Annotated in this window: 17 protein-coding genes and 1 pseudogene; 9 read left to right on the top strand and 9 right to left on the bottom strand. The window is 50.2% G+C overall.

Features of this window, described 5'->3' with window-relative positions; genetic code table 11:
• Window positions 1–62: 62 nt before the first annotated feature.
• Window positions 63–1289: a DUF2235 domain-containing protein gene (locus tag ACTU44_RS01815; RefSeq protein ID WP_083952713.1), complete on the bottom strand. Its 1227-nt coding sequence runs from the start codon at window positions 1287–1289 to the stop codon at window positions 63–65.
• A 165-nt stretch (window positions 1290–1454) separates the two neighbouring features.
• Between ACTU44_RS01815 and ACTU44_RS01810 the strand changes: the two genes are divergently transcribed.
• The 4 genes from ACTU44_RS01810 (at window position 1455) to ACTU44_RS01795 (ending at window position 9499) form a co-directional block, all read left to right on the top strand.
• The gene (locus tag ACTU44_RS01810; RefSeq protein ID WP_063086219.1) at window positions 1455–2867 is read left to right on the top strand and encodes a hypothetical protein; all 1413 of its coding nucleotides are present in this window, start codon (window positions 1455–1457) and stop codon (window positions 2865–2867) included.
• Entirely contained in the window at window positions 2857–3660 is an 804-nt protein-coding gene (locus ACTU44_RS01805) for a hypothetical protein (RefSeq protein WP_063086218.1), read from the top strand. The genes ACTU44_RS01810 and ACTU44_RS01805 overlap by 11 nt, the downstream gene beginning before the upstream one ends.
• Window positions 3660–8381: a coiled-coil domain-containing protein gene (locus ACTU44_RS01800; RefSeq protein WP_209220773.1), complete on the top strand. Its 4722-nt coding sequence runs from the start codon at window positions 3660–3662 to the stop codon at window positions 8379–8381. The genes ACTU44_RS01805 and ACTU44_RS01800 overlap by 1 nt, the downstream gene beginning before the upstream one ends.
• A gap of 119 nt (window positions 8382–8500) precedes the next feature.
• Entirely contained in the window at window positions 8501–9499 is a 999-nt protein-coding gene (locus ACTU44_RS01795) for a Wadjet anti-phage system protein JetD domain-containing protein (RefSeq protein ID WP_063086213.1), read from the top strand.
• A gap of 25 nt (window positions 9500–9524) precedes the next feature.
• On the opposite strand, the gene ACTU44_RS01790 is transcribed toward ACTU44_RS01795, so the two are convergent.
• Window positions 9525–10898 (bottom strand): ComEC/Rec2 family competence protein, encoded by a 1374-nt coding sequence (locus tag ACTU44_RS01790; RefSeq protein ID WP_143588683.1) that lies wholly within the window; start codon window positions 10896–10898, stop codon window positions 9525–9527.
• A gap of 315 nt (window positions 10899–11213) precedes the next feature.
• Here ACTU44_RS01790 and ACTU44_RS01785 point away from each other — a divergent pair, with 315 nt between their 5' ends.
• Window positions 11214–12125 carry a tyrosine-type recombinase/integrase gene (locus ACTU44_RS01785; RefSeq protein ID WP_063086209.1) on the top strand — a complete coding sequence of 304 codons (912 nt, stop codon included), beginning with the start codon at window positions 11214–11216 and terminating at the stop codon, window positions 12123–12125.
• A 92-nt stretch (window positions 12126–12217) separates the two neighbouring features.
• Window positions 12218–14215, top strand: a complete 1998-nt coding sequence (locus tag ACTU44_RS01780; protein ID WP_143588684.1) for a hypothetical protein — start codon at window positions 12218–12220, stop codon at window positions 14213–14215.
• Here ACTU44_RS01780 and ACTU44_RS01775 read toward each other — a convergent pair.
• From ACTU44_RS01775 to ACTU44_RS01760, 4 genes are read right to left on the bottom strand one after another with little or no spacing between them, the layout of a single operon-like run.
• Window positions 14212–15171 carry a TniQ family protein gene (locus ACTU44_RS01775; RefSeq protein WP_168173391.1) on the bottom strand — a complete coding sequence of 320 codons (960 nt, stop codon included), beginning with the start codon at window positions 15169–15171 and terminating at the stop codon, window positions 14212–14214. The genes ACTU44_RS01780 and ACTU44_RS01775 overlap by 4 nt on opposite strands.
• Before the next feature lie 6 nt (window positions 15172–15177).
• Window positions 15178–16071 carry a TniB family NTP-binding protein gene (locus ACTU44_RS01770; RefSeq protein WP_083952717.1) on the bottom strand — a complete coding sequence of 298 codons (894 nt, stop codon included), beginning with the start codon at window positions 16069–16071 and terminating at the stop codon, window positions 15178–15180.
• On the bottom strand, window positions 16068–17768 hold the full coding sequence (locus tag ACTU44_RS01765; RefSeq protein ID WP_083952718.1) for a Mu transposase C-terminal domain-containing protein: 1701 nt from the start codon (window positions 17766–17768) through the stop codon (window positions 16068–16070). The genes ACTU44_RS01770 and ACTU44_RS01765 overlap by 4 nt, the downstream gene beginning before the upstream one ends.
• A gap of 39 nt (window positions 17769–17807) precedes the next feature.
• Complete coding sequence (locus ACTU44_RS01760; RefSeq protein ID WP_168173392.1) at window positions 17808–18602, bottom strand: TnsA endonuclease N-terminal domain-containing protein; 795 nt, start codon at window positions 18600–18602, stop codon at window positions 17808–17810.
• A gap of 33 nt (window positions 18603–18635) precedes the next feature.
• On the opposite strand from ACTU44_RS01760, the pseudogene ACTU44_RS01755 reads away from it, so the two are divergent.
• Window positions 18636–19307, top strand: a pseudogene (locus tag ACTU44_RS01755) (ATP-binding protein); the annotation flags it as partial.
• Window positions 19308–19409: 102 nt separating this feature from the next.
• Here ACTU44_RS01755 and ACTU44_RS01750 read toward each other — a convergent pair.
• Window positions 19410–20324 (bottom strand): LysR family transcriptional regulator, encoded by a 915-nt coding sequence (locus ACTU44_RS01750; protein ID WP_462096513.1) that lies wholly within the window; start codon window positions 20322–20324, stop codon window positions 19410–19412.
• A 112-nt stretch (window positions 20325–20436) separates the two neighbouring features.
• Between ACTU44_RS01750 and ACTU44_RS01745 the strand changes: the two genes are divergently transcribed.
• Together ACTU44_RS01745 and ACTU44_RS01740 are read left to right on the top strand one after the other, a co-directional pair.
• Window positions 20437–21213, top strand: a complete 777-nt coding sequence (locus ACTU44_RS01745) for an SDR family NAD(P)-dependent oxidoreductase (protein ID WP_462096512.1) — start codon at window positions 20437–20439, stop codon at window positions 21211–21213.
• 12 nt (window positions 21214–21225) lie between these two features.
• Entirely contained in the window at window positions 21226–22212 is a 987-nt protein-coding gene (locus tag ACTU44_RS01740; protein WP_462096511.1) for an aldo/keto reductase, read from the top strand.
• A 153-nt stretch (window positions 22213–22365) separates the two neighbouring features.
• Here the strand turns inward: ACTU44_RS01740 and ACTU44_RS01735 are convergent, their stop codons facing one another.
• Together ACTU44_RS01735 and ACTU44_RS01730 are read right to left on the bottom strand one after the other, a co-directional pair.
• Window positions 22366–23118 carry an ATP-binding cassette domain-containing protein gene (locus ACTU44_RS01735; RefSeq protein ID WP_114096354.1) on the bottom strand — a complete coding sequence of 251 codons (753 nt, stop codon included), beginning with the start codon at window positions 23116–23118 and terminating at the stop codon, window positions 22366–22368.
• A gap of 10 nt (window positions 23119–23128) precedes the next feature.
• A complete protein-coding gene (locus ACTU44_RS01730; protein ID WP_462096510.1) occupies window positions 23129–24328 on the bottom strand; it encodes an alanine racemase in 1200 nt (399 codons plus the stop codon).
• Window positions 24329–24335 lie beyond the last annotated feature (7 nt).

The raw sequence follows: 24335 nt of genomic DNA, 5'->3' as shown, positions 1-24335 counted from the left end.
GATCTCAAGGGATGCTGCAGAATGGCCGCGAGGACTCATGGCACCGACAGTCTTGGGATTATTCACGGGCCTTCCGCCTTTTCAATAACGTATGAAGCAGGCCAATTTCTTGGGCGTTCCTTTTCATTGTCTTTGAAGCGCTCGATGGCGGATATATGTATGAGGCTATCTGGTGGAATATGGCGGGGCTCCCCCCTAGGAAAATAAAACCGTTTCCACCAGATTTTTCGTTCATGCCATTCTTGGCGATGTGCGTTCTTGGGCAGAAATTCCAGAAGTCTCCAGCCGGTCGTGAGGGATGTGTGTAAAAGGCCATCAGCCGATGGTTTGGTGTATTGGCGCGCATTGACCCTTGGGTGGCCAAGTACGATATGGTTGACCATTTGTGTGCGAATTCTCAGGCCCCTGTTTCGTGCTTGCGCTAGCATCCATCGTAACGGGAACTTGGACAGCGCACTTTCTTCTTCGACAAAGCCGCCGCCGATATCTGAATGACAACCGTTGAACCAGACCTCGCGCAGGTCTTGCTTTGTGTGATTAGTGGCCTGTGAATATCGGTTCGGTTGGAACTTCTGACTGTTCGCCCAGTTTTTCAGGCGGAACATCCGGCGGTATTCATGAATAGCCACGGCATGGCGAACCACCTTGACTGCCGGATTTATCGAGGCGAATGGTAGTTCTTCAAGGTGGAACTTTGGAAAGATGCTGAGCCATACCGGAACGATGACTGAGGACACCGTATCCCAAACGCCAAGAAACTCGATCGGAACCTGAGCATAGGGACGCACGATCTCGCGAAACTCATGGGCGGTAGCATAATTACTATCCTCTTTGGCATTTTTGTAGGCTTTAAGCGCATAGCCTGCAAAATTAGCCTGATGTTGGCGTAACAAACCTACAAGATAGATCATGCCAGCCAATACGCGAACCGTATATGCGCCTCTGCTAAAGCCAAACAGATATATTCGGTCGCCCTCACGGTAGTTTTCTACCAGAAAGCGGTATGCTGCCAATACGTCGCGATCCAGACCTTTCCCGGTCGCCATTTCAAAAGTGGCATGGGCCTTTTGCCGCCACTTTCCCCAACTGTCTGGCATTGCAACAGTGCCAATTCCCGGTTGGTAAAAGACCAGCTGCTGTTCACTCTTTTCTGCGATCCGATAGAGCTTAAGCACATTGGAAAGCTGCTTGCCAATTTCGTTGGTGGTGCCATCGCAACAGACAACAAGATTCCTGCCTGGGCCGACGCTGGAGCGCGACATGCGCGTTTTGGATGGGGTATCTGTCATGGCCTAACCTGACGCTGTGGCGATTTTTCTGAAACGTGGGAGCTCCGATAGGATCTCGAACAGTTTCAAGTTGTTCCTATGTGTTAATTATGAAAGTATATTCTATCTTTGGTTGCAACTATTTATACTTCGGAATTCACATAAAACTTGCACTGAGCTGTGAAGATGCCGCACGACCTCTCGCAGAATTCTGACCACGAGATTCCCGAAGACCTAGAGTGGTTGTTGGGCGCATTCCGGTTGGTAGACTTGCATGACTCAGCGCATGCTGTGGGAGTACCTGCGCAAGATGTCGTACTAGCACGCCCTGGCCGTGAGTTGCGCGGACTTTGGCTTGATGTCGCATTAGAGCTCTTTAACTATTTAACCGTTTCAGATTTTGAATCGCCAGGGGCATTTATTCCGATAGATCCCTTCATTGATCAAATCCAGCAGCGCCATCCTGAACTCGGCGTGACGGATGTGCAGTATGTCGTAAGGGTCTTGGCACGACCGACAGAGGTGCATTTCCTCTCGGGGCGAGAGGAAGAAATCAATCCAAAATCATTCGTTACCAAAGATACCGCACTGTTGGAGCGTTCGAGGTCTGGCGGGCTCGTGAGGCTCAGTGCGCGAGGGCATCAAACTGTTCAGATCGCTAAGTCCGCCAAAGAATGGATTTATACTGGAGATCTTAGTGATGGTGTCGTCAAAGCGTTGAGGTTGGGCGATTTTGGTAAAATGATCGCCCTTTGCGGCCAGATGGTCCGTAGTATTAATCGTGAAGCTGAACAGCTGGTTGCAGCAACCGAGCAACCGGGTTTTGGGCAACTGCGGCGTTACTATCTTGAGAACCGAGGTGCCTATCAGGAAACCATAGAAGGAGCACTCAAGACGCTTCTTGAGGTGCGCGAACACCTTGCCACGACATCCTGCGCAGAACGATTTCAACAATATACCGAAAAATATGGCGAGGGTGCTGTGCTGTGGGACCAGATCCGTCGTGCACCGCGTGAACTGGCGCAGTCACTCGAGGGGTTCTTGAAGCGCTTTCTTGAATGTATTGACAGAATGCAAGACCGCGGCGCGGTTATTGCACGCCACGTTGACTTTTCAAGGCTGGCACTACGTTTTGCGTATGACCCTTTAAGCGAAGCAGAAATGATGGGCATGGTTGATTTGCTGATGCCGCAATTGCCGCGGACGGTTGCACCTCATCCGGTGGATTTTAGAAACTTTATCATCAGCCGGACAACCAAGACTGAATCCAACCGAGTTCTCCTACCGCCCGCAGACGAAAATCTCTCACTTAAAGAACTCAAGTGTATCGATGCTTATGCCAAGCGCTTCGAACAGCGACTTGCAGAAGGACCTCTGCCGTTATCCGAGATTATTATGAATGGTTGGGTTGAAGAGAGCTCGATACGCTTAGTTGAGGAGTTGATATCAGATTTTAGTGCTCCACCCTTCTTTCAAATTGGACAAGTTCGTGTAGCGGTAGCGCTTCATGATCAAGTGAAGTTGTCGCTCGTCGATGGTGATTTCAGAGGTAACGATATCGTTCTTGTAAAGTGCGAAGAGGTGCCGAGTGATCGATGATAACCTCGGGCATTTGCTGACATTTATGTTGCGTCACAGAGAGGCGCGTCTTGGCTCAGGAACACGGAAAAGCCACCCGGGGGAGCTGGATGTTGCAAAGGCGTTAGACGATCTGGACATTCAGCAATGGGATGTTCTTGGAAAACTCGCTGAGGCATTTGGGTTTAAACTTGAAATTGTTGAAGGTGGTCCGGGACGCCCGGAAATCGGCGAGCGTACATTCCTGTTCTTGCGCAACCCGCAATCAGGAATGCCGGAGTTTGGTGGGAGCCATAGCGCGCTGGAGGCGATGAAGCGTCAAAAGAACGAAACCCAACAGACGGCGAGGACGTGGTGGATATTCATTTGGTCGCATCACATGGCCCTACTTTATGATGGAAGATCTCTAACTGAGGTTTCCCGCTTTACCGGGGCGGATTTTAGAAGAGAGCATCTGGTTGGATTGGTTATGTCAGGCATTGACACTTTGTCGAGAATTGACGTCGCCCCGGACAAACGGGCGATCTTTGCACAAATACTCCTTGAGGTGGATCCGCATCGAGAAGTTCAGATCAGGGTCGACTCATTTTTAATGACCATGACGGAAGCGGGATTGCTAGAGCAAGTTGGTGATGATGTTTTTCGGCAAACTCTCCTTGCGGCTAAAGAAGCCGCACATTCTGTCGAAATCGGTTTGGGTGACTTGTTTGAAATCCCGCTAGAAGACCCAGTTGAAGGAACCCTGAACCTTGCGACAGTGCAGGATCCAAATGCCAATATTGTGGGCCAATCGGATTCCGAGGAGTTTGATTGATGGCTTTGATTGGTGCGTTTGAGACGTCAAATTTCCTGAATATCAAAAAGGCCGGGAAGCCATGGAGGCCAAGGTTTCGCGCAACGCGTTTTCGATTTGGAGGATTTAACACAGCCGTCCAGATGACAAACGGGAAAGGCAAGACCTCTATCGTGTCAAGTGTGCTGGGTATTCTCTCTTTGGACGCTCGTCTATGCAAACGCATGAAGGAACGGATGGCACCGGAAAGTGCGGGTGTCTGGAGCCATGTTCGTGTTGAATTCATTGAGGTGGATATTCATCAGCCGGTCTATATGCATCGCGCATTTGGAGAGGATTTACCGGGAAAAAGAGTCACATTTGGCGCGTGCGGGTATGCCAACGGAGACGTCATATACTACTACTACCCCCGTGATTTGGATGCGGTACCGATTTCTCGCCTGTTAGACGATGGGGCAGAAGAGCTATATGCAAATTCTGAAGTCGAGGCTGCGATAAAAGCTATCCCTGGCAGTAAATGGAATGTGCGCCCAAGGAAGGATCGCATTGAGTGGCGATCCCTAGTTTACGCTTATATGCCCAAAAATGTTCTCGAGCGAAACGTCAATCATATTTTGCGTGGAGCTGGCGATCATTCCGAGCCGTTATTTAAAACGGAAAGAGTTAAGGGCAGGGACTTTGGCACCAGCTTCTTCTGGCAAAATATAGCGCCCGAGCTCATGGCGGGTCCGCGCATTCGAGAAATCATCAATGGGGCAGACGGGGATTGGAGCCAAGAAAGCCCATACTTCGAAGATAACGTCAGTGCCTCGGGTAGAAAGCTCAGCCGTACAAAGCGACAGCAGCGGTTGCGCGAGACGGAACTAAAGGAGCAAGAGGCAACGCTCAAAGACTTACAGCCTCTGGCTGATATGGGGGACGCTCTACAAAAAGCGGAAAGACAGCTGAATGAACGTATGTCTGTTGTGGCGCAAACTGTAGTCTTGCTACGTGATCTCGTTGACGAAAATCCGCTGCCAGGTTTGTTGCGTTCACCAACAACGACTATTGAGAATGAACTGGTGCGAGAGGTACTCGCCAATGTCGTCTGGGTACCAGCCCTTGAGGGCTCAAATACCGAAGGTGCACCCGCCCTATGGGGAGCATATCTGTTTAAAAAGTTCGCCACCGATCCCGAATTTAATTATAGACGATTCCTAGAAAATGTGCTTGGCGTGAATTATGGGAAGAAGGCGCGGCAAGTTATTGAAAGTACACTGTACATTGGGGTCGACTCGGGAAAACCTGTCAAACATAGTGGCGGTAAAGAGCCGACATGGTTGGTTTTAGGTGATCTGCTCAAAGTGATAGAGCGACATGATAGCTGGAGCATTTCAAAAGCCGCACTGATCGAGGCGATCAATCATGCGTTTGATATTCTTTCCAGCCAGATGGACTCCAACCCTCTACGCAAACACAGATCTGAAATGGAAGCAGATGCACATCATCTGTCGGAAAAATCAATTCTGCTCGCGCAAGAGTTGGCAGACACCCAGCAGCGTCTCGATCGCCGAAAACTCGAACATAAAGAATCTGAGGATTTACGCCGGTCTTACAATGACATGGTTGAGCGAGGATTCTCTGCTGAAGAACTGTCTGCGCCGATCCGGACTGAAGAGAAAATCCTGAACGAAAATGATCGCCTGGACGCTGAAGTCGAAGATAAGGTCGGCAGAAAAGCAGAACTGTCCAAGTCTTTTGAGGCATTCCATCAGTTTGGAAGAAAACACGAAAAAGGTCTCTCTTGGTCTCCAATTGAACATGCGGATCAGATTCAAAAGAACTGTGATGCGGAGGGGAAAAGACTGGAGCAGTGCAAGCGCGATCTCAGCGAAAGCGAACAGTTGCTTAAGTCGAGCGAGGACAAATTAAATGCCTATAGGAAGCAGATCGACCAGCTTCATACTGAGTTGAAGAGGCTTGAAACTTTTGCGTCAGAAGACAGCGAATACACAGCTCTGTTTGGCGACCTTGAGCCCAATGACTCGTTTGAAGATCAACTACTTGACGCTTCGTTCAAGAGTAACAAAGCACTAGATGACGCACGGCGAAACCATCATGACCTTTCTGGTCTTAAACAATCGAGTTCGCTCTTTGAGATAGAATGCCCAGAGGCAGAGCCAGATACCTGGTTGGAATGGGCCCGTAACCAACGTGGCCAGTTGATCGTCGATATCGGTCACGAACAGGAAACTCAGACCACTTTACATCTCCAACTCAGAAGCCTCGAACACGCATGTGTGTCCCCATCTGGCGACGTTTTACGTGCGTTCTCGCTTCTAACTGAGGATCAAAGCTACAAATCGGTGAGCGATGTGATCCTTGAATGTATCTCCAGTGACACGGAACGCAAAAAGCTCGCGAGCCAATTCGGGGCGTTCCTTGCTGTTCCCGTTTTCAAGAATCCTAAAGATGCATTGGCTATGCGCCAGGCATTGGATAGAGAAGATTTGCAGGTTCCTGTTTTTCTTGAGGAAGGCCTCAAAGACTTTCTGAACAGGGAAACAAACGGGATATCCTGGGAAGGCGGTGTCTCGTCAGGTTTGATGTTGGGAGAGTATAACGATGTGATCGCAGCGCTCGTTGAACCGGAAGCACTTGAGCGTCGGAAAAAGCAATTGCGTGCAGACATTAAGTCAAGTGAAGCAAGGCTTGAGCATACTAGAGAAGAGCTTGAGCGCATAGGTGAGCAAAGCTCATTATCTTTGTCAGCAGTTGCTTTATCAGGTTTTAAAAACGCCGGTGGTGATCAAGCGATGGCCTCACTTGAGAGTTCCATCGTCGGTTTGGAAGAGGCGTCCGCTCTGGCAAAGCAGCGGATCACAAGACGAGCATTTACACTTATCTCCAATCGACGGGAATTCCTCAAAGCGGGCGGAGCTGAAAACCTGACGATCTTGAAGAGAGATTACCTATCACTTACGAATCAGATTGAAGAGTTAGAAGCCCAGCGTGAGCACCTGGGTGAAACCGTCGAACACAGGTCTGTCCAAAAGACTGCCGCTGAAGAGAAACTGTTAGGATTCACCTCACAGTTGGCAATGATTGAAGTTCTGAAAGAATGGCAGCGTTTACTTGATCAAGGGGAATTTGAGTGGCTCAAGCATGCTGAGGCTGAAATTGCAGCGCAAAAGGCGATTCTAAAGGAAAACCGAGATCGGTTGCGTGGCATTAATTTCGAAAAAGCCCAGAAATATGTAGATTGTCAACAGGACATTGAAAACATCAAGGACGAGCTTGAGGCAACGCAGGCAAAACACGAAGAACTGAGTGGTGCAGTTTCTCAGGCAAAAGGAGATGTAAACCTCCTGCGGGCAAAGATTGAGCGCGCGCTAGTTTTGGAAGGGCGGCTCGATCAGCTGGTGTCCGCAATCTGCTACCGTTATGTGGACGCCTATGGCTTCGTGCAGAATTTCAAGGACAAAGAAGGTGCATCAGATGGGAGGCTGGCACAGGACCCCTTGTTCCAGAGGTTCGAATTCATAAGAAGATACCTTGTTGATAAAGATAGATATTTTATCGAAGAAGAGGGCTTTATTGAGCATGTCAGCATGATTTGCGACGAGCTTGGAACTAAACGAAGTGAGGCCGAGCGTTTGGCTAGAGACGCGTTAAAGGCCGTGGAATCGGCACGTAAGGCTTTCATGACGGAAAAGGAAAAGCTCTCCAACACTGGTGAAGCAGATGACGATATCAAAGGTCCTATTTTTAGACGTATCGCACGCGCCGAACCATCTGATGTAAGGACTCTGGTTGACGAGATAAAGGGGAAAATCGATGATCAAAGGGAGCTTCTCGAAGCAATCCAGCGGGACGTCAAAAAGAATAAAGACAGCTTGATGAAGGTGTGGAAAACGCTTCTTGATGACGGCGTAAATGTACATCTTGGATATCTCAAAGAAGTCCTCGCAAAAACGCCAGATGCAACGTTCAAGATCGAGATTGAAACCGCTGCTCCCGAGCTATGGGAGAGTATTCTTGAGCAGGTTCTTGAAGAGATTGAGATAACCGAAGAGCGGGAAGCTAATACCAAGAGCGAACCAACTTCCGCGGAATTGACACGTAACAGAGCTCAAGCACGTGATCGAATTGCAAAAATCATTTATCCGCGGCTGTTTCCAGAAGCAAAAATTGCGGTGCAACACAACTCGATTGGGGGAAGGCCCTTTCCTTTTGACCGGGAGGGTGTGAGTGAAGGTCAATATGCGGCGTTGGAATTGTTGTGGACTGTAAAGCTCGCTGAATTTGCCTTTAAGAGAGACGCGTTAGAAAAGGGCTCGGCGCTAGGGCTGTCACCGATTCTAAGAAGGAAAGCTGAAAATGCGGCGCAGGGCATTTTGATAATTGATGGTCTGTTCTCCAATTTGTCAGATGAAAGCTTAATTGATCTGTCTCTCGGAGGTAGTCTGGAACTCCAAAGTAACCTTCAGATTATCGGCTTTATTCACCCTCCTCACTACCGGAACAATTTCGACATTTTCCCTCGTTTTATCGTTGGTAAGCCGGCAGGTGGCATCGGCGAGGACGGTGAGCACGTATGGACGAATGTCGATATTGAGCTCGGAAACGGGGCCAAATTGAAAATCAGGCCAGGGGAAGTGGTGATGGCAAATATGCAGGGCCAACGAAGACAGAAAGACGCTACGCAAAACAGGAATCAGGTTATCGACGACCTTTTCGATGATCAATCGGCAACGCATTAAACTCAATTCTTTGGGGCTTTAGGGCTGATATGAGTATTCTGTTGCAAGATGGTGATCTCGATATTGTGCGTGCCGCACTGCGATCAGGCACAAGAACCGGAACTATAAGGAAGTCGAGATTGTGGGTACTTCTCGAAGAGAGGTTACCTGAGCGCTTTGATACACCAATGATCATAGAGTCATTGCGAGAGCTCCAAGCGTTGGGTGAGCTTCGGGGCGTGTTCAGCCATGGTATGAGGCCCCTGCGCAACGTCCAACTTGATCTCAAACGAGAAGACATCCCTGCCGAGTATGCCCGATGGCAAGAGGTTATTGCGAAGTACCAAGATAAACTGAATGTTCCACAAAAAGCGGCACTACAGCGTGTCTCATCCTCAGTGTTGGAACTGTCCGAAGCTGATCAAATATCAATACTCGAAGGCTTGATTGCAATTTTCAACGATAAAGGGGTAAGTCACCGAGATCCATATATCACTTCGGCGAAACACTTGCTTGGCTCGTCCAAGGCTTTGGACACACTGGGTGCGCCAGTGGCTGAGGCCTTTGGGGTTGCCAAAGACGCCGGATATAATCGGGTTCAATATGTCCTGACAGCAGGTCCAAGACTAGAAGATGCAGATGCTATCGTTTTCATAGAAAATATGGCCGCATTTACTGCCTTTTCTCAGTCTCCGTCTAAACGTTCGATCATTGGAATCTGTTCATTCGGGTACGGCATCTCGTTGGAAAATCTTGGCGAGAGATTGCTGATGGGTAAGGTCGTGTCTTGTCCTGTGGACAATACGCGCCAAGAGTTGTCCACCCTCATCAAAAGCGATAAGACCAAACTATTCTGGGGGGACTTGGATCGAGAAGCGCTCAGAATCTTTGAGAAGCTTAGATACAGGATTCCCGAGCTGAGATTGTCTGCTGCTTACGGCTATATGATCGAGGAATTTGAGCGCCGTGGTGGTCACCCCTATGGAGCGTTCTCAGGAAAAAGCGGCCAGCAGCGGACCGCATCAGATGCCTCAGATAAGCTCCGTTTGATTATGGACCTTGTTAGATCTCGCGCATTTGATCAAGAAGCCGTGTGTGATCCTTGGTTAGGGGACATTGTTGGTGACGTTTGGGAATGAGCCGACAGGTTTCCGAGAAAAGAATTTATCCTTCAACAAGATCTAGTTGGCAGTTGCCCCCGCATGGAGGAAACAGTCTTGTGTTTGGCACATAGCTATTATCAAATGTCAGTAGCAAATGCCCAAGTTGAGTGGGAGAGCGTTTACGCGCTTCAGCAGTCTCCAGCTTGTGATCCCAATCTTCATCTTTATGGCGGTCGATAGTGATTTGTCGCGGATGATAAAAAGTGTTTTGGGGACCATAAGAATAAACAATGCGATTAAAGCCGCAGTAGTCTGGGCCTGGAACTCGCCTAAATCGCATATCTGCACCGTGATGTGGTGCTACAAGTGCAGTAAAAGCTGTAATAGCTCTACTCAGACAATTGGGTATAACGTTGTATCTGGCATCGCCCGGGAGCAATATACGCCTATCCAGAATTTGATGAGTTGCGATCAAAGCTAGCCCAGAATGATTCCGTCCTCGCCCCTGGCATTTGATCAATTCTACAGAACCTACACGTATGCTTCCTATATTATTTGGATAAATCAGTAATTTTCCTTTGCTGTCTATGTTGGCGGCTAATGTGCGATGCACAGCTCCTAATGTTTGGCGTGGTACAATCCAAGTATGTTGAAGAATGCCTGAGTCTCTCTGAGCCGATGACCAGTGATCCCAATCCCAGTGAGATAGAATTACTGGCTGCTTAAGTGATTTGCAGAAGTGACGCAGTTTGGTCGGAAAGGTCGATTGGTTAGCCAGAGCTCCTCCTCCAAAGTCAAAGTACAATGTTGGAGCTGGGGAATACACGTTTCTAAGCAGTGCATTACAGTTACCCTGACCAACATCGTAGACCGCTACACCTTCAACCGAGTTGCACGAGGGATTGAGGGTCTTCTTTATATCACTCACCGTCGCATCTTTAATGTCATCGAGGTCAAAGCAGTCTCCGAGACTTTTTTCAAACTCAGCAGATACTCTTTGAGGTGACGCTATCACCCTTGAAACTGGAGGAGAGAACAGGCCAAAATATTGATCAACAGGGATGCCATCGTTCGCAAATTCTAGAAGATACCAGTTACCTCTCTCCTCTATTTCATCTGTTGGGGCATCTATTTCATGTCTCAGTGAATCTAGCTCATCTGTTGAGACATATTTTCCAAAGAGCAGGCTTCTTTTTCCCACAATGATCGATATGGGCGCTACCTTAAACCAGTTTATTGAAGCATCTTGGTGTTTTCGTTCAGAACGATATTTTTTCCAAGTACGGTTGAACCAGTCTGCGTCAACAGTATCAAAATATACATATGAGTCGGATTGTGAGCCTACCCCGTCGAGAGACTCAATTTTATCGAGTTTTGCGTAAACGGCTCTCGGTTTTTCAATAACCGGATCCCCTGAAAAAAAGTTGTTGAACACGGTTAGCCTCCCAACCTTGGATACGGTTGTTAATTTGATGCATCTAATTTAATTATGCAACTATTGGTGTATATTTTGTAACAGGATAATAGATCAATGAGGACATAAAGTCTGACGTCATTGGTCAGAGTTCATAAACAGATTATCGTTTCATTTTCCCATTGAAGTTTTGATTTTAGGTCAAAAATTATCAATTGTTCTTGGTTTGTTTTTTCTGTTACCGTCTTTTTCTAACGATTTGCTCTTAATACAGGATTCGGAACGATCGAATCAGGTAACTCCTTTCTCGAACTCGCCAACCGGGCGGGACGCATTATGGATCAGGCGCTGGCACCTTCAACGCGCACACGGTATCTCGCATCCTGGCGACGATACGAAGCCTGGTGTGCGGCCAAGGGCATTGAAAAGCCAAATTCCGACCCTAAGACGATTACGCTCTTTCTGACAGAGCGCTCAGCCAAAGTGGGACAAAGTGCTCTCGAACAAGATCTCGCGGCCATCCACTTTATGTGTGCGATGAACGGTCTGGAGTTTAAGGATCCTCGAAACTATTTGCGTCGTTTCATGCGAGGTATTCGCCGGGAGCGAGGTCATGATCCCAAACGCAAACGCATGATCGCTCCCGTGTTATTGGGGCAAATGCTGGATCATTTGCCAGAGAACGGTCCAAAGGCGTCCCGGGATAGGGCCGCTTTGCTGATCGGATTCTCTCTGGCATTAAGGCGCTCCGAGATTGTTGCAATCGGTTGGGATGACATTGTTTTTGAAGATGCTCACCTGATCGTACGTCTGAAGCCATCAAAGAACCACAGCGATGCCGTCTTCCAGTGGATACCCAAAGTGCCGTCGTCGCTTTGCGCCTTTAATGCGATGGAACACTGGTACCAGTTGAGTAACAGACCCATTGATGGTCCCTGTTTTCCTGCAATCCGCGATGGAAAAATTCAAAAAAGAGCGGTTTCTGACCGCTACATAAATCGTCTGGTAAAGCGATTGCTGTTGTTGTGTGACAAGGTTCCCCAAGAGTTCGGCGCACACTCACTACGAAGCGGAATAGCAACAACTGCGCATTGGGAGGGTCTCTCGGATGCGGATATCCGCAAGATTACCCGCCACAAAAGTACCGGTGGCCTTTTACCTTATCTGCAGCCCAAAGATGGCCTGTTGCATGAACAGATTTTTCGATCTTTCGATAATGAAGGAGGACGCGCAGGATCGAGAAAATAGTTTGTTAAGCGCACAATATATTCTGTCGTCTGGTGTTGCTTTCAGACACGGGACACCTGATGAATTTGGTAAAACACACATGTTGGGGGTCCATGTCTGATCGCATCCCGTCTATTGAAACACCGCAACTGCGTACTGCTCCTTTTAGAACCCCCCACATTCTTCTCGATGTCGTCGGTTTCACACATGATCCCATAGAATCTCCAAATCTTGGCTATCGTGCAGACCAGATTTGGGGTCTCGCCAAATTTGCGCCTTGTGAGGACGTTTTTCCGACATCGAAGAATAAATCGGGAATTGATGTTGTTACGTATCTGGCTGCTCGGGCGCAAACCGAGAGCTGGGTTTACCGCAAGTTTCCAGTGCGAGAATTCGGATTGATGAGAGAGGGGCGTGTTTGGAATAATCGCATTCACTCACCTATTCCTGATCTGGAAGTCTTCCATGCGACTCTTGATCCCAAGACTGCGCGGCTTGAGTGGCTCACCCATAGTATAGACCACTATCAGTGGATCAATATTCCAGACAATCTGGAGAAGTTTGGTCCATTAGAACTTCCCTCTCCCCGATTACTCGTTTCCGGTCGGCTAAAGGGGGCAGATCACCAAACACAATTCATTATGAGTTGTGCAGATTTTCTCTGGTATCTGACTGGATATTGTTCTGAGCTGTTAGTTGGCCTGATGAACGGGAAAACGCAGCCCGTTGTCGAACGGTTTTACCGTGAGCCATTTGAGCTTGAGCATGGGCATATTCGAATCTATCCAAAAAACTACAACGCTGGCGCCAAATTTGCGGCGGCGATTGAGTTGGCTAACATTTTATCAATGGGAAAGAATGCGGAAGCATTTTTGGGGCAATGTGGTTCGCTGATTTTGAAGGGGTTAAGCCCGTATCGTTGGCCAATTTGTCCACCAAGATTGATTTTGCCATTTAGCGATCCGTTTGAAATCAAGTTCGCGGGCTTCTCAGCAGGCCTTACATCTGACATTCGCCTACCTCTGGAATATGACATCACCGAAAGCTCCCATGCGATTAACGTTCTTCAAATTCAGAGAATTAGAGCGTTGCGCTTGGCATCTACGATTCAGGTCGTTGTTCCGGCAAAGCCTGAGAAAATGGCGTTTGAAACGGAAGATGGAGTATTTTCAGTCACGAGAGCCGGTGGGCAAGAGATCATCGGTGTAACGTCCGAGCCGGCTGATCTGGGGTTTGATGGGGAAACTCTGAATCTGGAAGCCAGTGACTTTGTTCCGCCAAACGCAGACATTCGCATTGAAAAGCACTTGGAAGAGCTGGAGCAAAACCAGATAGGTCCAAAATACCAGTTTGTTGAGGGTGATGTTGCAAGCGGGTCATTTGCGGAGCCCTTCTCGAGCGGGACTTTGCACTCAACACTGGAGTTTTCTCCAGATGTAGACATCGAAATAGCGCAGCAGTTACGCAAACGAAAAGCGACGGTCGCGCGTGACCTGTTCGGTTGTTCACCGAAAATCCCTTTACCTTTTCACCTCGTTGAATTGGTGGACGATGGTCAAAGTGAAGAGCTGCGGCCAGAGCCAGGTGGGGATCCGATCGATTACCCGTTACCTGATTTGGCAAGAGCTTTGGCAACTCTCCAGAGAAAAACCGGAAATCGAATCGCAACACTCGGAGATGATTGGATTCCTGTAGCTGACGGTAAATTTGCTGTAATTGAGTTTCCGAGTACACGCGAATGGCCGGGATGTATTCCACTCAGAAAGGCTGGCAACGGCCGAAATTTACTGGTGATGGTCTGTCGGGTGCCCAACCGCGGAAAATTTAGTTATTTGATGTTTATTGAGCGAAGATTGCGCAACGGCCTCTATGAAGGACGCCCAGCATTTGTCGCTCATCCAGTCACTTTGTTGAAGCTTCCTGTCCGTTTGATTAGGGATATTCTGTATTTCACGATGCGGGCGGACCACGAAGTAGACGGGATGAACGGTTGGCCTACCACGTTAGATTTGTTGAGTACCGTGAACTGCTACGCCAAAAGATTGGAACGTGACGATCCCAAGCCTGAAAACATGCCCCTGATCATTGAAGAACTTTTGCAGCTATCCTAGTTTGGAGAAAATGTCAGGTAACGTGTGGCGGTTTCGCTAAGTGCCGGATGCGGATTTTTTAAATCTTTAAGCAGGAACGAATGCCAGCAATCTGCACGCATCGCATATGCAATAAGCCGCCATGGCCAGTCTTGAAGTGCCCGGCCGACGATGGCCATGAGTTTGTGTCTATCTTCACAACTGAGGCTCTCCAGCCTTTGCGATTTTTGTTCCCCTTCAAAGCTAAATTCGGGGCCGCCTGACATTTCTCGTATGACTTCCCGTAACCTTGCGACACGAGGTGCTCGATGATGCAATATGCTCATGAGGTCATAAACGAGTTTGGCATACGATTGAGGGGATGGCATCGGTACATCCCAGAAAAGTGTTCCTGTACGAAAACCCTGTTCGAGCCTTTTCTGCAGTCTTTCTGCATGACTGTCTATTGGTAAAGCTTCAGCTTCCCGGCGATCAAACCCGCAAGAATGACAGGTATGCCAAGGACTGCGATGAAGACATACAGGCTCGCCGCACTGCCAACATCGATCATGCAGTCTTTGAGAATGGATTGTGCATTGAGTAATGAACACAAGCCGCCACGACAATCGGTAGTAACCCTCATCAGCCAAACATTGAGGGCAGAAGGCTTGGCCATATTTACGATGGGTTCTGTGATAAACTCCCAGAACTGTAATCATCTGCTGCACATTGTTCGGCTTCAGCATGGGAAACACGCGTCGTTCCAAAAGATGGATGGTTGTTTCGGCGGCCGCTGAAATTGGCGTGCCTGTCAGACGGGCAAGGTCGCAGACAATCTGTTTATCTGTTGGTCGGTCAGTATCCCGTGTAAAAAAATGCTGATGCTTTGACAGGAAATGGCAGAAGGTACCGACAGGTATGCCGTTTGCGTTCGCGACGCGGATCAGCCAGCTTGTGAAAGACTCATCGACTTGAGGCTTTGGGCGAACCGGTAACATGGTCATTTACCCGGCAATTTGTTCGGCTTCTGCTTTGCGGCGTGAAGGTGATGTATAGTCCGCAATTTCAAAATGATGTGGTTTGAGATGAGCGGAACTTTCATCAAGCGCAATGAAAGTCGCTTCTTTCACATACGAAACCATCTCTCCAACGGTCCGTTCTGAAATTGTTAGAATGGTCCTCGCCAGTTCAGATTTATGCAGGTTCGATGGCTCTGGAAGTGGCAAAGTAGATTCGAGAAAATAGAGAAACCTTCGATAATCCTTTCCGTCTTTCCATTCAGGAAGGTTATATGGCTTGAAGCGATTAGCCAGCTGATCATCGGTTTGGATGGTCCGGATGGCTTTCTTGGTGCCGGCACAGATAAAGGAAAGCCTAAGCTCATTGCTCAGAAAGCGCAGCATATTGAGGAACTGACGCTGCTGGGTAAATTTGCCCTCCGAGATGTTATGAAGTTCATCAATAATGATGAGGCGCGTACCGACGCCCTTAAGAACGTGCAGTACCTGGCTTTCGAGATTTGCTGTTGTATCGCTGGGTCGGTGAACAGCTCCAACTTTATCGAGGACCTGTTTGTAGAATCGTCGAAGTTCAGGCCCTGGTGGCATCGTGATAAAAATAACCGGGATTTGGTCAGCTTCTTCCTCTGGAATTGAGCGACGCGGATGACGGCTCAGAGCTTCCTCCAAAATCATGGTTTTCCCATTATTGGTTTCGCCGACCAGCATCATGGATGGCATGCGGTGCGTTGGCGGGTGCTTGATCATTGCTTCGATCTTTTCAAGCATTCGATTGCCAGTATCGTAAGGGAACCATTTAGGGGTGTTCAGCCAATGAATCTGTTCGTCCCGTGATGCCTCCAGATATTTTGCCGCTTCACTATGAAGGTGCTCAGTCATCGAATTTTGATCTCCGATTCAATCATTGAGGGATCGAATTCAAATTCCAGATCGTCATCGGATAGCGTCTCCCGAGGCTCGGTCGGAGCAGGCTTGGCCGCGTGCGTTTGCGACGCATGAGGATTCATGCGGCGCTTTTCGGTTCTACGCTGCTTTTTTGCCTTCTGAGTGGAAGCCACTGACTCTGCGATGCGGTTCTGCATAGCTTCATAACCGGCAAAAATACGCCCTTCATCGACCTGGTCTTTACCCTCTCGCCGCATCCTATCCTTGATATGTCTGAGCTCCCAAATGCTCATGGGAGGCTGGCTCGGGTCGCGATAGGGAAGCTCATAGTATGTCTTGTCTTCTGGGTGATAGAGATACAGCGTCGAAATATCTCTAGGGTCGCGTCGAAGTTCAAACTTCCGCTTGTCCCCATCAAACAATATCTGTCCCAGAATGTCAGAATAGTAGTTGATGCCGTCAACACGTACGCCATATCGCTGAACGGTGCGTGTCATGACAGGTAGAAAATCGATCAGGAATGTTTTTTGATTGCTGGGCAAACGTGGGCGCCGGACAATTGAACGGGGATCATTTTCACCAAAACCCTGTTCGAACTTTGCAGCGGGAGGCATGCCAATACCTTGGTGGAGCCTCTGATTGTAGACGTTAACAATAAACTCCAGAAGGTAACCTTCCAACTCCTTGAGGGTCATACAGGCTCGTCCCTGGGAGTCGTACTCGCCCCGATGATGACTGCTGGAGAAAGTCGTACCGGGAATATTATGGGATCTATGGTTCAGCGTTTTGATGAAACGCTCAATCACAGCACCAAATTGCGGTGCTCCTTTAGGACGATAGTCAAGGGAAATACCGTGTTGATCGCAGCCTCGTTTGAAGGCTGCGCTATGGAAATCTGAGCCGTTATCGACGAAAATTTTCTCCGGAAGTCCCTGCATTGACCAATTGCCCGAGATTTTATGTTCACGCAGCAGTTGCTCTTTGGGTAGGACAGCTTGTGTCAGACAGAGGGCGGTAGATAGTGAGCTTGGCGCTCCGAAAGAAAGATAAAAGCCCGTGCAGGCGCGGCTGTATGAATCGACGGCCGACGTGATCCAGGCTCTATCAATTCCTTCGCGTTCATTAGGGTCAACAAGAGTAATATCGGTCGGGGTGTGGTCGATTTGGGCTTGTTCGAGAGGACGAGTTGCCGTGGTTGCAGAACCCTTGTGTGGCTCAAAAAGATGTTTCGCTTTCTTTTTAGAATAGCGATGTTCTGTCGCTATGAAAGCCGGGACGTCTGCAATTCGACGATAAATGGTAGGTTTTGAAGGAGGTGAAAGTTTGGCTTTGAAACACTGCAACTCGACTTCTTCGACAACACGTGCCCGTATCGGACGCTCTTTTGTCAGATAAAGGTTTTTAATTACATCAGAGATAATTTTTTCGACGTCGGGATGGAGGCGTTGTTTGGTCTTGTTGCCTCTGTTAAGGCCAACCACAAGACTCGAAGTCTGATGATCCTTCCTGAAATTTTTTACCCAGCGGTAAAACGTCGGGACACTGCAATTCAATTTAGCAGCAAAATCTGCAGCCAGTTCTTTGGTCGGGCTGGCAATTTCAAGCCATCGTTCAATAACTTGCCGACGTTCGAGCGCGCTATCCCAACGCTCGTCGTCAATTTTGTCTGGCTGAGTGTTTTGGAATGTCAAATTCCTAGCCTACGCAAAAGAAACATAACGATATCGAAACTATAATAAATAGATCGATAAATCAGCATCTAATCTACTTTCATCATCGGCAAAAAGCTGATGTGTCGCAAGCATCTTGAGAACTTCTGTGTGAACTTGTTCCTCAGAAAAATTGTGAAGAGCATCTGTGATTTGCCGGATTGTCGCAACTTTGTGCTGCTGGACAAACAGGTCAATTGCAGATTCTACCGGAGTATCAGAATCCAGAAAGCGATAGGGCAGGAGCTCACGAGCACGTTCAAGTTCTGATGTTCGGATTTCTTTTTCGGTGAAGACGCTAAAGGACCAGCCTTTGAACTCGGTCCATTGTTTTGCGTGCTTGAATTTTTGCAAAAGGGTTGGCTGATTTTTACCATCAAGGTCGGAAGTGTATTTGATTTCCACCAGCATGGTGTGCAGGCCAGATTCCGGCCGCTCCAACTCATGACGATAACGCGTGATTAGAAAGTCGGGCGTGTAGGTTCGTTCTTTGCCCAGGTCATCCAGATATCTGATGGTGACCGGCTGAGCTTCGATTGAAAAAACACCCCTTCTTCCGGTCATCAAGATAGCAAAATCGCGTTCCAGTGACGATTCGAAGGGTATTTGTGGTTGGTCAGGGGCTACTTTTAGTAAACCCGTTATTGATCGGTCGGTTGGCCGAATTTCACGTGCGCCGCGTGTTTCAGCGGAGATGTCATCAAGGATTTCAAAAAGACTCTCAGCAAGGCTGTAATTTTTGCCGAGTCTCATATTTTGTGTTTCAGTCTCATATTTAGTGAGCCAATCCACCCATAAGCCTTTGTTTTTACTCATACCTGTAAGTCTCATATTTTATGTTTCTTTACAGGTGGTCACCGGGTAAAACCGGGCGAGATTTCACTGGCCCATAACGGGGTGTTGTTTCTTGATGAATTGCCGGAATTTCAGCGCAATGTGCTGGATGCCCTGCGCCAGCCGCTTGAAACCGGGCAGGTTTCCGTGGCGCGCGCCAATGCGCATGTGACCTATCCGGCACGGGTGCAACTGGTAGCAGCAATGAATCCGTGTCGTTGCGGCTATCTGGGCGATAATGATCTGGCCTGTACCCGGGCGCCCAGATGTGGCGAGGATTATCAGGCAAGGTTATCGGGGCCGCTTCTCGATCGCTTTGATATTCAGATCGAGGTCCCGGCGGTAAAGCCTGAAGAGCTTGATTTGCCAGCCAATGGTGAAAGCAGTGCGATCATTCGCGAAAGGGTGTTTCTGGCCCGGGAACTGCAAATGTTACGATATAAAAACGAAAACATATCGACCAATGCGCTGGCCGATGGCGAAGTCCTGCAAGAAGCCGCGGCTTTGGATGCTGACGGGCGCGGATTGCTTCAGGATGCGGCGCGTCAGATGAAGCTCTCGGCGCGCGGCTATCACCGTATTCTTCGGGTGGCCCGCACCATCGCCGATCTGGCCGGAAGTGCGGGTGTCAAACGCGGCCACATTGCCGAGGCGCTGAATTACCGGCAGACGGTTTATCGGCGCTAATCCATCATCGTTGGTGCTTTTTGCACCCTTATCGCAAGACGTTTGAAAGCGCTTGCCGCCTTGCCAAATCTTGGGTGCCGATCATTGCTGACCTGGGTGAGATCATATGCGCGACAGGCCGTTCTGTTTTCGGATGATATTGATCAGGCCGCGCAAGCCCGGATGATTGTTGTGGCGGCTGCTGTAATACATATGGAAGGGATCATCAGATGATGCATAGTCTTCCAGCACGATTTCAAGCCGCCCGCTGGCAAGTTCATCCGCAATCCGTGATTCCAGCAGATAGGCCAGGCCAAGCCCGGCCTTGGCGGCCGAAATCGTGGTCGCCGTGTCCTGAATGGTGATGTGGCCGGGCACGCGATAGCTTTTCTGATCCGGGCCGGTGCCAAGTTCCCAGGGAAAACGCGAATTGTCACCCAGAAGAAGTTGCAGGCATGTGTGATTGCGCAGATCTTCGGGGGTATCGGGTTTTCCGTGCCGTTCAAGGTAGTTTGGTGCGCCTGCCACCACCCAGCGCTGGGGGCCGCTGAGGGCGACGGCAACCATGTCTTCCGGGACCAGATGCCCATATCGGATGCCGGCATCATATCCTTCTGCGACAATATCAATCGGCCGGTTTTCAACAACAATGCCGAGGCTGACGTCGGGAAAGGTCTTGGCAAATTCAGGTAGTGCGGGGGCGATGAGAAGGTGTGCGGCATCGGAAAAGGCGTTGATGCGAACCTCGCCAAAGCTGGCGGCACCGGGTGCATCAAGCGTCTGGAGTGCTTCATCAAGCTTGTCAAAGCCCTCTGTAAGCTTGGTTGCAAGGTCCTGACCCAGTTCGGTTGCCACGATTGCGCGGGTGGTTCGATTGATCAGCTTTACGCCAAGGCGGCTTTCCAGACGGCGGATCGCGTGACTTGCGGCCGACGGTGAAAGCCCGAATTCAATCGCCGCAGCCTTGAAACTCTGGCGGCGGACAATCGCCAGAAACAGGCGTAGATCGGCAAACTCTGCGCGGTCGATTCCAGCCAAGTTGAACTCTATTCACTTTGTGGATGATTTCAATTCATGAGAAACCACACCACACCGGTCCGTGCAACAAGTAATCTGGCCAAAAGTCAGACAATTTAGCCGGAGGAATACGATGAGTGATATTCAGGCAATCAGGATTCCAGACCTGTTGTCGCGGCGTGTTTTGGTAACCGGGGGCTCAACCGGGATCGGGGCCGAGATTGTCCGGGGGTTTGCCGCACAGGGTGCCAGGGTTGCCCTTCATTATAATGAAAGCCGTGAAGCAGCACTTGCCCTTCAGGCAGAGTTTCCTGAACATGTCTTTCCTGTTCAGGGCGATATGAGTGTAACGGGTACACCGACGAAAGTTGTCAGGGAAGCCGCCCGGATGCTTGGCGGGCTGGATGGCCTGATCAATAATGCTGGCGGCATGCTCGGACGTGTGCCCACGACCGAGGTCGAACCCGAGCATCTTGACCGTGTCTTTGCCCTGAATGGCAAATCGGTCTGGGAAGCCACGGTGGCGGCGTATCCTTACCTCAAAGCGTCGGAAAACGGTTTTGTGGTCAATACGACATCAATTGCTGCGCGCAATGGCGGCGGCGGTGGTGCTGTGCTGTATGCGGCGGCAAAATCCTTTGTCAGCAGCCTGACACGCGGACAGGCAAAGGAATTTGTGGCAGACGGCATTCGCGTGAACGCTGTTTCGCCGGGCCTTATCCAGACGCCGTTTCATGACCGCTATACACCGCCTGATGTTCTTGCCGCGCAAAGCGCAACAGTACCGATGGGCCGCGTGGGCCGACCGGATGAATGTGTCGGGGCGTTCCTGTTTCTCGCCTCGAACGCCATGGCGGGCTACATCACGGGCCAGATCATCGAGGTCAATGGCGGCCAGTTAATGCCTTAGGAGCAACAATACATGAACTACAGAAAATTTGGTAAGACAGGGCGCACGGTCTCGGAAGTCGGTTTCGGTGCCTGGGCCATTGGTGGCGCCTGGGGCGATGTTTCAGAGGCTGACGCGCGTGCGGCCCTGCATGCCGCCCTTGATAACGGCACGACCTTCATTGATACCGCCGACGTTTATGGTGATGGCCGGTCGGAAAAAATCATCGCCGATGTCATGAAAGAACGCGGTGGCGAACGTCCGTTCATCGCAACCAAGGCCGGACGTCGCCTCGATCCGCATGTGTCCGAGGGCTACAACAAGCAGAACCTGACAGCGTTTGTTGAACGCAGCCTTAAGAACCTTGCGACGGATTGTCTTGATCTTGTGCAGCTTCATTGCCCGCCGACAGAGGTTTTCTATCGCCCGGATGTGTTCGAGGTGATGGAGGAAATGGTCACCGCCGGGAAAATCCGCAATTACGGTGTTTCGGTCGAAAAGGTCGAAGAAGGTCTCAAAGCCATCGAATATCCCGGCGTCGCGTCGGTTCAGATCATTTACAACATCTTCCGCCAACGCCCGTCCGGACTTTTCTTCCGCGAGGCAAAAGCAAAGAATGTCGGGGTCATCGTTCGTGTGCCGCTGGCATCGGGCCTATTAACGGGCAAGATGACAAAGGAAACCGCCTTTGCCGCTGATGACCACCGGGCGTTTAACCGCAACGGCGAGGCGTTTGACAAAGGCGAAACATTTGCCGGTGTGCCGTTTGATGTCGCGCTCGAGGCTATTGAGGAAATCCGCCGACTGGTTCCGGACAATATCACCATGGCGCAGTTCGCCCTGCGCTGGATTCTGATGGAAGAGTCGGTTGGTGTTGTGATCCCGGGGGCAAAGAATGCAGCCCAGGCAGCAGCGAATGCGGCGGCAAGTGATGTTGCGCCACTGTCGCCAGAAGTGATCGGCGAACTCCGCAAAATCTATGAGCAGCGCATCGCCCCGCACGTCCATCATTTGTGGTGATCAAACGTTTCCATCGGCTGTGAAGCGCCATGACACAGATAAAGGGGTACCAAGCCGTTGGTATCCCTTTTTTGCGTTTTCGGACGGCAAAAGCGGGGCCGTGTCGTTGAGTGATCGACAGATGGTTTATTGCCGGTAGTTCAATAACGGTTTTTAAGCGGCATCCTGCTGTTGCAGGCCGGTAATCATGCCGATGATTTCGTTTTTATCTGTCTTGGCGGTTTCGCGAATGCCGATCTGCTGGCCGCGACGCAGTACACAGATGCGATCGGCCAGGCGGAAGACCTGATCAAGGCTGTGGCTGATGATCAGAACACCGATATTGCGGGCCTTGAGAGATTCCACGATTTCCTCGACCTTGGCGGTTTCGGCAACCCCAAGGGCGGCGGTCGGTTCATCCAGCAGGATGACCTTTTTGGCCCAGCGGGTCGCACGAGCAATCGCCACCCCCTGACGCTGCCCGCCCGAAAGATCGCGGATGGTCGCATGCGGGCTTGGAATACGAACATCAAGTTCGTCGACCAGCTTCTGGGTTTCGGCAATCATGGTCTTGCGATCAAGAAGGCCAAAGCGATTGGTGATTTCACGCCCCAGGAACATGTTCATGTAAACACTTTGCTGATCGGCAAGGGCAAGGTCCTGATAGACCACCTCGATCCCGTGGGATCGGGCGATTTCGGCACTGGCCATCGAGACGGTTTCATCCTCGATCGTGATCGTGCCGGAACTCGGCGCATACACGCCCGATATGATCTTGATCAGGGTCGATTTTCCTGCGCCATTGTCCCCGACAAGGGCGACGATCTCGCCGGGATGGATATCAAGCGAGAAATTCTCGATGGCCGTTACGGCACCGAAATGCTTTTGAATGTCTTTAAGGCTCAGGACCGGTTTTTGGCTGTTCATCCCTAATCTCCTATACCGGCCAGGCGGCTGTTTCGCCAAAGCTGTTTTCAATGGTTTCAACAACCGGATTACCGGTCGAAATGCCCGATACACCCACCACATAGGCGCGTGTGACAAAGGCCTGCCCGCGGAACCCGAACACGGCGGTATCGCCCGGTTTCGGGGCCTTTGGCCCGGTGGCATCAATCATCGCGTAATAATCGATCATGGAGGGTGGCGGGACTTCAACGGACCGAAGTGCGGTGCTTGCGGTGGTCGGTTCATCGGAAACGATGGCCTGCACGTCATAATCGGGGAAGATCGGATCAATATAGAACCCGCCGCCAAAGCAATATGCCTTGCCACCCGAAAGATGCGAGACCTCGGTCAGATAAAGAACCGCTGGCAGTTCGGGCAAATCTTCAACCACATGCAGGGCGGTGGTGCCATGAATGCCGTTGCCCGGTTCGCACTGGGTCGCGCCTGCTTCGGCAAGACCAGCCAGAAGCACCGATGACGTGGTGCCCGGTGCATTAATTTCGATATCAGAACGACCACGTTTTGCCAGTAGGTCGGCTGCCTTGGCAAGCGTACCCAGATTTTGGGTCGGCAGGACCTTGCGGCTGTCATGATCAAATAGCAAGGCGGGGAATGTGGTGATACCGGCAAAGCGCCCGCCATCGAGATCATCAAGGAAATCAGCAACTTCTGCGATATCATCAGCAGCAAAGCCGCCTTCATGGCCGCGATAGAATGTATCCCCCTCGGCATGGATGCGGGCCAGAAGATCCTGAACATAACCGGCCTTTTTGGCCGCCGATGCGGCTTCTTTGGCCTTGATATCGTTAAAGACGGTCCAGTAATCCGGGCGTAACCGTTCGGCTGCGGCGTCGGCTTCGAACTTTGCTACCTGTTGCAAATGGCCAAGATGGCCAACCCGCAATCCGGCATTATGGGTTGCACGCGCACACGCCATGTCGACCGCGACAGACCGGTCAATACCGCCACGCATGACCGCATGCGAGAACGAACTGGCGCGTCCGACCTGCTTGGTCATGGCAAAGATTTTAAGGCCGTGCTTGTCGGCTTCGGTCTTAAGGGTGCGGGCATTGGCCTCGACCGCATCAAGATCAAGGATATAGGCATTTGCCGGAACCTTGCCGTCGCGGTGAAGGGCCATGGCGGCTTCGATGAATTTCGGGTTGCGGCGACGCAATACATCAAGAAACATTTTTTGC

The organism is Thalassospira sp. SM2505, assembly GCF_054901115.1.
The sequence above is the reverse complement of the archived record's forward strand: the minus strand, read 5'-3'. Positions and strand labels throughout refer to the sequence as shown.

Coding starts and splice junctions, on each gene's coding strand:
- ACTU44_RS01815 (WP_083952713.1), bottom strand. CDS start 1,289: ATGACAGATACCCCATCCAAAACGCGCATGTCGCGCTCCAGCGTCGGC.
- ACTU44_RS01810 (WP_063086219.1), top strand. CDS start 1,455: ATGCCGCACGACCTCTCGCAGAATTCTGACCACGAGATTCCCGAAGAC.
- ACTU44_RS01800 (WP_209220773.1), top strand. CDS start 3,660: ATGGCTTTGATTGGTGCGTTTGAGACGTCAAATTTCCTGAATATCAAA.
- ACTU44_RS01785 (WP_063086209.1), top strand. CDS start 11,214: ATGGATCAGGCGCTGGCACCTTCAACGCGCACACGGTATCTCGCATCC.
- ACTU44_RS01780 (WP_143588684.1), top strand. CDS start 12,218: ATGTCTGATCGCATCCCGTCTATTGAAACACCGCAACTGCGTACTGCT.
- ACTU44_RS01775 (WP_168173391.1), bottom strand. CDS start 15,171: ATGTTACCGGTTCGCCCAAAGCCTCAAGTCGATGAGTCTTTCACAAGC.
- ACTU44_RS01770 (WP_083952717.1), bottom strand. CDS start 16,071: ATGACTGAGCACCTTCATAGTGAAGCGGCAAAATATCTGGAGGCATCA.
- ACTU44_RS01760 (WP_168173392.1), bottom strand. CDS start 18,602: ATGAGTAAAAACAAAGGCTTATGGGTGGATTGGCTCACTAAATATGAG.
- ACTU44_RS01745 (WP_462096512.1), top strand. CDS start 20,437: ATGAGTGATATTCAGGCAATCAGGATTCCAGACCTGTTGTCGCGGCGT.
- ACTU44_RS01740 (WP_462096511.1), top strand. CDS start 21,226: ATGAACTACAGAAAATTTGGTAAGACAGGGCGCACGGTCTCGGAAGTC.
- ACTU44_RS01735 (WP_114096354.1), bottom strand. CDS start 23,118: ATGAACAGCCAAAAACCGGTCCTGAGCCTTAAAGACATTCAAAAGCAT.
- ACTU44_RS01730 (WP_462096510.1), bottom strand. CDS start 24,328: ATGTTTCTTGATGTATTGCGTCGCCGCAACCCGAAATTCATCGAAGCC.